Annotated in this window: 7 protein-coding genes, 1 tRNA gene and 1 pseudogene; 1 reads left to right on the top strand and 8 read right to left on the bottom strand. The window is 29.3% G+C overall.

The annotated features are described in order from the left end of the window. Nucleotides 1-89: 89 nt before the first annotated feature. The 4 genes from ACH2BC_RS04500 to ACH2BC_RS04485 all read right to left on the bottom strand — a co-directional run bounded on the left by ACH2BC_RS04500 (nucleotide 90) and on the right by ACH2BC_RS04485 (nucleotide 2,607). Nucleotides 90-170, bottom strand: a tRNA-Tyr gene (locus ACH2BC_RS04500). A gap of 120 nt (nucleotides 171-290) precedes the next feature. Continuing rightward, on the bottom strand, nucleotides 291-1,418 hold the full coding sequence (locus ACH2BC_RS04495; RefSeq protein ID WP_395052789.1) for a redoxin domain-containing protein: 1,128 nt from the start codon (nucleotides 1,416-1,418) through the stop codon (nucleotides 291-293). A 20-nt stretch (nucleotides 1,419-1,438) separates the two neighbouring features. Next, complete coding sequence (locus ACH2BC_RS04490; RefSeq protein ID WP_395052790.1) at nucleotides 1,439-1,861, bottom strand: TlpA family protein disulfide reductase; 423 nt, start codon at nucleotides 1,859-1,861, stop codon at nucleotides 1,439-1,441. Nucleotides 1,862-1,881: 20 nt separating this feature from the next. Next, on the bottom strand, nucleotides 1,882-2,607 hold the full coding sequence (locus ACH2BC_RS04485; RefSeq protein ID WP_395052788.1) for a DUF4369 domain-containing protein: 726 nt from the start codon (nucleotides 2,605-2,607) through the stop codon (nucleotides 1,882-1,884). A 158-nt stretch (nucleotides 2,608-2,765) separates the two neighbouring features. Here ACH2BC_RS04485 and ACH2BC_RS04480 point away from each other — a divergent pair, with 158 nt between their 5' ends. Continuing rightward, on the top strand, nucleotides 2,766-4,727 hold the full coding sequence (locus ACH2BC_RS04480; protein ID WP_395052787.1) for an endonuclease: 1,962 nt from the start codon (nucleotides 2,766-2,768) through the stop codon (nucleotides 4,725-4,727). 272 nt (nucleotides 4,728-4,999) lie between these two features. On the opposite strand, the gene ACH2BC_RS04475 is transcribed toward ACH2BC_RS04480, so the two are convergent. The 4 genes and pseudogenes from ACH2BC_RS04475 to ACH2BC_RS04460 form a co-directional block, all read right to left on the bottom strand. Then, on the bottom strand, nucleotides 5,000-5,542 hold the full coding sequence (locus tag ACH2BC_RS04475; protein WP_395052786.1) for a hypothetical protein: 543 nt from the start codon (nucleotides 5,540-5,542) through the stop codon (nucleotides 5,000-5,002). A 26-nt stretch (nucleotides 5,543-5,568) separates the two neighbouring features. Next, on the bottom strand, nucleotides 5,569-6,969 hold the full coding sequence (gene mnmE / locus ACH2BC_RS04470; RefSeq protein WP_395052785.1) for a tRNA uridine-5-carboxymethylaminomethyl(34) synthesis GTPase MnmE: 1,401 nt from the start codon (nucleotides 6,967-6,969) through the stop codon (nucleotides 5,569-5,571). Nucleotides 6,970-7,157: 188 nt separating this feature from the next. Continuing rightward, nucleotides 7,158-8,276 carry a DNA polymerase III subunit beta gene (gene dnaN, locus ACH2BC_RS04465; protein ID WP_395052784.1) on the bottom strand — a complete coding sequence of 373 codons (1,119 nt, stop codon included), beginning with the start codon at nucleotides 8,274-8,276 and terminating at the stop codon, nucleotides 7,158-7,160. Between the two features lie 89 nt (nucleotides 8,277-8,365). Continuing rightward, nucleotides 8,366-8,585 (bottom strand): annotated as a pseudogene (locus ACH2BC_RS04460) (gliding motility-associated ABC transporter substrate-binding protein GldG); the annotation flags it as partial.

Here is an 8,585-nt window from a genome sequence, read left to right as displayed (position 1 = left end):
TTTCCTACAAAGCTACGCTTTGAAAATACTTTAAACAAAAAAATGCTCAAGCAAGCTTGGACATTTTTTTGTTTTAAAGCATTTATTCGTGGGAAGAGCAGGATTCGAACCTGCGAAGTTCACACAGCAGATTTACAGTCTGCCCTCGTTGGCCGCTTGAGTATCTTCCCAAAAGCGTTTGCAAATATAACAACACTTTTTATGTTTGCAAACTTATTTAAATGTAATTTAAAATTAATTTTTAAGAGTTTGGTTATGAAACTACTACTTAAAAATAATTAAACTAATCTTTATTTTTTATTTAGTAATTCTAAAATTTTGGCTTTTAATTCGGCACCTCTTAAATCTTTCGCAACAATTTTTCCGTCTTTATCTAATAAATAGACCGTTGGAATTTGTTCTACTTTGTAAAGTTTTGCAATTGGATCATCCCAAAATTTTAAATTAGAAACTTGACTCCAAGTAATATTATCTTTAGTAATAGCTTTTTGCCAATCGGCTAACGTTTTGTCAAGCGAAACTCCAATTATGTTTAACCCTTTGGAATGTAGTTCATTATATAAAGCAACTACACTTGGATTTTCTTTTCTGCATGGTCCACACCAAGATGCCCAAAAATCTATAATAGTTACTTTTCCTAGTGATTCTTTTAATGAAATTACTTTGCCTTCTGGATTAGGAGCAGAAAAATCTGGCGCTTTATCACCAATATTTATTGATTTAAAATTGGCAATTTTACTTTGAATAGATTTTCCAGGTTTAGAATTTTTTAACGTTTCATCAAGTTTTGCATAAGTATTTTTAATACTTTCAATATCTGCATTTGGATAATTAAAAAGATTATCAACAATCAAAACAGAAATAAACGATGTTGGATTTTTTTCTGGATAACTTTTTGTGAAATTTTCAACATTTGCTTGAAGTACGTTATAATCTTTCATCAATTTATTCATTAAAACGCTGTCTTGACTGGATTGTGCTTCTTGAAATTTTTGCATATTCAATTTTTGATATTCTTGCATCTTCATTTGATAAACCTGAATATCATTATTAAAATTTTGCAAATCAATATTGTTTTTTGTTCCACCAACTACACTTTTAGAAATAGAATCTTTATCAATTGTAACATTAATTTTTCCTTTTTCTATAAATAATGGAATACCACCTTGAACTTTATCAATTTGAATAATATGAATACTTGGCTCATCAGATGTTCCTTTAAAGCTAAATTTTCCATTAACAACAGTTGTGCTATCAACTATGTAAAGTCCTTTTTGCTCGTCTTGAGTTTGAAGTTTTACTTTAGTTCCGTTTTCAATTCCGCTAACGTTTCCGCTAACTTCAAATTCATTAATTATATAAGATGAAAACGATACAGTAACTAATCCGATAAATAAAAGAAGAATTATTTTTTTCATTTTTGATAAATTTATAAAATTTACGAACCTAATAATGATTTTACTTTTGCTTTTAAAGCTTCACCAGTTAAATCTCTTGCAACAATTTTGCCAGTTTTGTCTAATACAAATGTTGTTGGTATTTGTTCTACATTGAATAATCTTGCAATTGGATCTTGCCAACCTTTTAAATTAGATAGTTGTACCCAAGTAATTTTATCTTTTGCAATGGCTTTTTTCCAAGCTTCAACATCTGAATCTAATGACACTCCAATTATGTTTAAACCTTTGGTATGCAATTCGTTATACATTGTCACAACATTTGGGTTTTCTTCTCTACAAGGTCTGCACCATGAAGCCCAAAAATCAATAATGGTAACTTTACCATACGATGTTTTAGAAGAAACAACAATTCCGTCAGGATTATTAGCCGAAAATTCTGGGGCAACTTGTCCAACTTCAATCGAAGTATTAGTTGGTTGTATTACTTTTTTTTTTCAGTATTTGCTTTGTCAATACTTTTAAGTTTTGCAGCAAGTTCTTTTCCTGGTTTTGTATTTTTTACAGATTCGTCAAAGTTATTGAAGGTTTTTTTAACGTCTTCTAAATTAAATTTTGGCGATTTAAACATATTTCCTAAAATTAAAACCGATAAAAAAGATTTTGGATTTTCTTTAGGATAATTTTCTATAAATTTATTTTCTTCTTCTTGAAGCACATTAAATTCTTTGTTAAGCTTGTTCATTGTAACAGTATCGTTAGCTTGTTGCGCTTGCATACCTTTCTGCATATTTGCATTTTGAAAAGCCATTTTTTTCTTAACAATTGCGTTAGTTTTAGTATTGAAAGAATTAAATTGGTCGTTATTGTATGTTCCTCCAATTTTAGATTTCCAAATACTATCTTTATCAACAGTAATGTCAATTTCTCCAGTTTCTAGAACTATAGGAATTGGTTGTTGCAAACCCTCAATTGCAATAGTGTAAATTTTAGGTTCGTTTACTTTTCCTTTAATTTCAAATTTTCCACCTTTTACTTTAACAGTATCAACAGCAATTTGAAGTCCAGTATCTGTTTGACCACTTAATATTATCATTTTACCATCGGCAATACCTTTAGCAATTCCGGTAATTAAATATTCACCTTTTTTTACTTTACTACAACTTGCAATAGTTACAATCATTGCAACTAATAAAACTATTTTTTTCATTATTTAAATTTTTAATTTTGGCAAAAATAGTTGATTTTTTTAAATGAGTATTAACTTTTATGATATGTTTTACATAAAATTATAACTTTTATTTTACGATTAAAAAAACTAGGTTCATTTATTATTAGTAATTTTGTAATCTCAAATTTTATATTAAAATGTTTAAAAAATTACTATTACTTACTACTTTATTAGTGTATTCTTTTTGTAATGCACAACTTTTTATCAATGAGTTAGATTGCGATACACCAAGTACAGACGATAAAGAATTTATTGAATTAAAATCTACAACACCCAATTTTGCATTAGATGGATATGTTTTAGTTTTATTTAACGGAACTGGAGCACAAATTAATTTAAGTTATTATGTAATTGATTTAGATGGATTTACAACAGATATAAATGGAATTTTTGTTATAGGTAATCAAACAGTTTCACCTGTACCAGATAAATTTTTGCCAGAAAGTATTTTTCAAAATGGTCCGGATGGCGTTGCATTGTATTTAGGAAGTTCGTCAGATTTTCCTAATAATTCTCCTGCAACAGCAACTAATTTAATCGATGCTATGGTTTATGGAACAAATGACCCAAATGCAAGTAGTTTAATGACCACTTTTGGGATAACTACTCAGTTAAATGAAAGCTTAAACGGTTTAAATACCACACAATCTATTCAAAGAAAAGCCGATGGAACATTTGAAGTGAAAACACCAACTCCAGATGCAAATAATGATGGAAGTGGATTTATTTTTAACGGAATTACAATTTCTACAACATTAAATCAAGTTAATGAAGGAAATTCGTTTTCTGTTACTTTTACTACTCAAACCAATGTTTCTAGCAATTTATCATTTACTTTTCAATTGAATAATGATACTTTTTCTGCTTCAGATTTTATAGGAAATACTTCAGTTTTTATTCCAACAGGTTCTAATTCTTTTACAACTACATTAACTTTAATTGATGATACTTTAGATGAAGGTGATGAATTAGCAAAAATTAAATTTGGAACAATTCCTTTACAATACAGCAGATTAAATGATGAAATTCAAGTTAGAGTTATCGATAATGATTTTTATACATTACCATTTGGAACACCAATAAACCCAACATTTGGAAATGTAACTCCAACAACACCAGTTAATTATTATAGTTCACTTGAAGGACTTTCTGGAAACGCATTAAAACAAGCGTTGCAAAATATAATTGCAAATCCATCAGTAGTAAGAGCACATAATTATGGAGATATTGTTGATATTTTAAAAGCTTGCGATCAAAATCCGTTGAATAGCAATCAAGTTTTTTTAATGTATAAGGAAGTTCCAAAAGCTAAATTTGATTTTCAAACATCCAGCAATAATGCAGGAAAATGGAATAGAGAACATATTTATCCTCAATCTCGTGGAGGTTTTACAGACGCAACATCTGAAGTTGCAGATGGAATAAATGTTTGGTTACCTACAAGTGCTTCAGATATTACTGCTGGACATGCAGACGCGCATCATTTACGAGCTGAAGATGGACCGGAAAATAGTTTAAGAAACAATAAAGATTACGGATTAACAGGTTATAATGGTCCAGTTGGAAATTTAAGTTCTTGGAAAGGTGATGTTGCAAGAGCCGTTTTTTATATGGCAGTTCGATACAATTCTTTAAGTGTTGTAAATGGTGATATTCCAGATACAACTGTTGGTCAGCTTGGCGATTTAGCAACATTACTCAATTGGAATGTACTGGATGCAAGTGATGATTTTGAAATGAATAGAAACAATTATATTTATACTTGGCAAGTAAATAGAAATCCGTTTATAGATTATCCAAATTTAGCAGATTATATATTTGGAGTCAATTTTGGACAACCTTGGTTTTCGACTTTATCAAATTCTAATTTTAATGAAAATAGAGTAGTGGTTTATCCAAATCCTGCTAAAGATTTTATTACTATTTCTGGAATCACAACCGAAAGTACCATTGAAATATATAATGCGATTGGTTCAATTGTTTTGAAAGAAATTATTGCTAACGAAAAACAAATAGCTATAGATTTGCAAGCTGGAATTTACTTTGCTAAAATTAGTTTTGATGGAAAAAGTGTTGTTAAGAAGATTGTTGTTGAGTAATTTCAATATCAATTACAATTTCAATTTCAATATCAATTATCAACTTTATTTAGATTAAGTGATTTCTCCCAAAAATTCGAAATGACAAATATTTTAAATTTTTAGATGGTTTGTCTTGCTGAGCGCAGTCGAAGGATTTCAACTTGATTATATGATTTCTCTCAAAAATTCGAAATAACAAATATTTTAAAATTTTAGATGGTTTGTCTTCCTGAGCGCAGTCGAAGGATTTCAACTTGATTATTGATTTCTCTCAAAATGACGTAATGATTTTAATTTTTATCATCATCGTCTTCATCATCATCAAAATTTAAAAAGTCATTGTAATTTCTATCATAATCTTCTAATTTTTCTTTAGAATCATAAGGTAAACCGTTATCATCTTTAAAATAATCTTCTGGAGAAACTCCTGGCGGATTAAATAAACCCCAAGAATCTGGAATATAATTATCGATGTCAAATGTTTTTACCCATTCTATAAATAACAACCTAAAATCGTCAACTGTATTTCTTACTAACAAAATGTAATCGTTAGCATTAATACTTTTTTCAAACCGTAAACTTCCTGCTTGTACCGATAATTCTCTTGCAGCTTTTCTAATTATTGCAGCATTTTCCATTTGTAAATCATACAAACCAATACCTTCTGCGCCAGCAATTTTTGCAGGAATTATATAAGCATTTTCTAGCATAAAACCTCTTGTGGCTTGCAAGTATTCGTTCTCTTCTGGAATTAGTTTGTCTAAAGCTATGGTTAGTTGCACTAATTCCATTGCTTTTTGCATTATTGGTGATTGTGGTTCGTTGTGTTTCATTTAAAAGATTTATACAATTATAAAATTTACTTCCCAATACAAAAATTAGCAAAAATATTCCCTAAAAGTTCGTCATTAGTAACTTCGCCTGTAATTTCACCAAAGTAATACAAAGCTTGACGAATATCAATAGCCATTAAATCTGATGGTAAGTTGGTTTCGATTCCGTATTTTACTTTAGAAATTTCTTCTAATGCTTTTAATAATGAATCGTAATGTCTTGTATTGGTAATGATTGTTTCATTATTTCTTAAAGCACCTGTATTTACAAAAGACAACAATTGATTCTTTAAAGTGTCAATACCAGTCTTGTTTTTAGCAGAAAGTGCTATGAGTTTTGAGTTATGAGTTATGAGTTGTGAAGTAATAGTAGTGATTTCATCTGAATTTAGTTGATCTATTTTATTAATTACAATTACTAATGGTTTTAAAGGATATTGATTTTTGATTTTTTCAATTTCAACTTTTAGCACTTCGACTGCGCTCAGTGAGACAGAACCATCAACTAAAAAAAGAACTACCTGCGCTTGCTCAATTTTTTCAAATGTTTTTTTGATTCCAATACTTTCTATTACATCTTTAGTTTCACGGATTCCTGCTGTATCTATAAATCTGAAACCAATTCCGCCAATAACCAATTCATCTTCAATTGTGTCACGAGTTGTTCCTGCAATTTCTGAAACGATGGCTCGTTCTTCATTTAATAATGCGTTTAATAAAGTTGATTTTCCAACATTTGGTTCACCAACTATTGCAACTGGAATTCCATTTTTAATAACATTTCCAACTGCAAAACTGTCTATTAATCGTTTTAAAACAAAATCAATTCTATTTAATAAATCATTAAATTGAGTTCTATCTGCAAAGGCAACATCTTCTTCGGCAAAGTCTAATTCTAATTCTATAAGTGAAGCAAAATTTAATAATTCTTCACGTAATTTTGATAGTTCATTACTAAATCCACCACGCATTTGTTGCATAGCAATTTGATGTGAAGCTTCATTATCAGACGAAATTAAATCGGCAACTGCTTCGGCTTGAGATAAATCTAATTTTCCGTTGAGAAATGCACGTAGTGTAAATTCGCCTGCTTGTGCCATTCTGCAACCTTTTCTTAGTAATAATTGAATTATTTGCTGTTGTATAAAAGTTGAACCATGACATGAAATTTCAATTACGTTTTCGCCAGTGTATGAATTTGGATTTTTAAAAATAGATAGTAGTACTTGATCGTAAATTTTTGTTCCGTCAACTAGTGTTCCTAAATGAATTGTATGTGATTTTTGGGTAGTAATGTCTTTTCCAGAAACCGATTGAAAAACTTCTGACGCAATAGTAATTGCATCTCTTCCAGACATTCTAATAATTGCAATTGCTCCAGCACCAGATGGCGTTGCTAGTGCTACTATTGTTTCTTGATTTATCATTTTTTAAAATTGTATATTGTACTGTTGTATGATGTAAAATAGTAATATAAAAAAAAAGTATATCACATTTTGTAATTAATTTACAAAAATACGATATACATTTTAATTTGTTTGTAATGGAATATAGTTTTAAAAACTAAATAAATTTTTCAATATCTATACAATTATACAATATACTATATACAATTTTAATTGTTTAACATTACTGGCATTACCAACATTGTTACTGTTTCTCCTTCGTCTAATCCATCAACTGGAGTTAAAATTCCGGCGCGGTTTGGCATTGACATTTCTAGTTGAATTTCGTCTGATTGCAAGTTGTTTAACATTTCTAATAAAAAACGTGAATTAAAGCCAATTTGCATATCGTCTCCTTGATAATCGCAAGTCAATCTTTCTTCTGCTTTGTTAGAATAATCTATATCTTCTGCAGAAATATTTAATTCTGCTCCAGCAATTTTTAATCGAATTTGATGTGTAGTTTTATTAGAAAAAATAGCAACACGACGAACAGAATTTAAAAACTGAGTTCTATCAATTAATAATTTATTTGGATTTTCTTTCGGAATTACGGCTTCATAATTTGGATATTTTCCATCAATTAATCTACAAGTAAGAATGTAATTTTCAAAAGAGAAAGTTGCATTGGCATCGTTGTAATCAATTTTAACTTCTGCATCTGATGCTCCAAGAATACTTTTTAAAATATTTAATGGTTTTTTAGGCATAATAAAATCGGCAACTTGCGACGCTTTTACATCGTTTCTTGCATATTTTACCAATTTATGAGCGTCTGTTGCAACAAATATTAAACCTTCTGGAGAGAATTGAAAGAAAACTCCAGACATAACCGGACGTAAATCATCATTTCCTGCTGCAAAAATAGTTTTGCTAATTGCTGTTGCTAAAACTTCTGCTGGAACTAAAGTTGTCGAAGGTTCTTCTAGTTGAACCGATTTTGGAAATTCTTCACCTGGTGCATAAGCAATGGCATATTTTCCAGAATTGGAACTAATTTCTATAGTACTATTTTCTTCAACTGTAAAGGTTAAAGGTTGCTCTGGAAACGTTTTTAAAATATCTAATAATAATTTTGCTGGCACAGCAACGCTTCCTTTATCTGTAGATTCTATTTCTAAAGTTGCAGACATTGTAGTTTCTAAATCTGATGAAGAAACGGTTAATTCTTTCTTGTTTAATTCAAAAAGAAAGTTATCTAAAATTGGTAAGGTATTGCTGTTGTTGATAACGCTACCTAAAACCTGTAGTTGTTTTAATAAGTACGAACTGGATACTATAAATTTCATTTCTTGTTTTTTTGTTTAACTATTACAAATAGTTTATATTTTACAAATATATCTTAAAGAAGTTGATTTTAAAAAGATTTTTATTAACATTACTTGCTGTATTTTCGTTTTCGCAAGAAAGTGAATAGTAAACCAAAAACTGCTAAAATAAGAATTGGAACTCCGATAGTTATGATTTGAGTAACAGTATAATTATCAATTACTTTTTGTTGGTCTAGAATTGGCAAGTCAACTTCTTTGTTTCTGATGTTAATAAGTCCGTTATCATCTAACAAATAATTTACGCAATTTATCATAAATTCTTTATTG

This window comes from Flavobacterium sp. (genome assembly GCF_043760115.1).
Taxonomy (GTDB): domain Bacteria; phylum Bacteroidota; class Bacteroidia; order Flavobacteriales; family Flavobacteriaceae; genus Flavobacterium.
Note: the sequence above shows the minus strand (reverse complement) of the source record. Positions and strands in the feature narration are given on the sequence as shown.

Coding starts and splice junctions, on each gene's coding strand:
- ACH2BC_RS04480 (WP_395052787.1), top strand. CDS start 2,766: ATGTTTAAAAAATTACTATTACTTACTACTTTATTAGTGTATTCTTTT.
- ACH2BC_RS04485 (WP_395052788.1), bottom strand. CDS start 2,607: ATGAAAAAAATAGTTTTATTAGTTGCAATGATTGTAACTATTGCAAGT.
- dnaN (WP_395052784.1), bottom strand. CDS start 8,276: ATGAAATTTATAGTATCCAGTTCGTACTTATTAAAACAACTACAGGTT.
- mnmE (WP_395052785.1), bottom strand. CDS start 6,969: ATGATAAATCAAGAAACAATAGTAGCACTAGCAACGCCATCTGGTGCT.
- ACH2BC_RS04475 (WP_395052786.1), bottom strand. CDS start 5,542: ATGAAACACAACGAACCACAATCACCAATAATGCAAAAAGCAATGGAA.
- ACH2BC_RS04495 (WP_395052789.1), bottom strand. CDS start 1,418: ATGAAAAAAATAATTCTTCTTTTATTTATCGGATTAGTTACTGTATCG.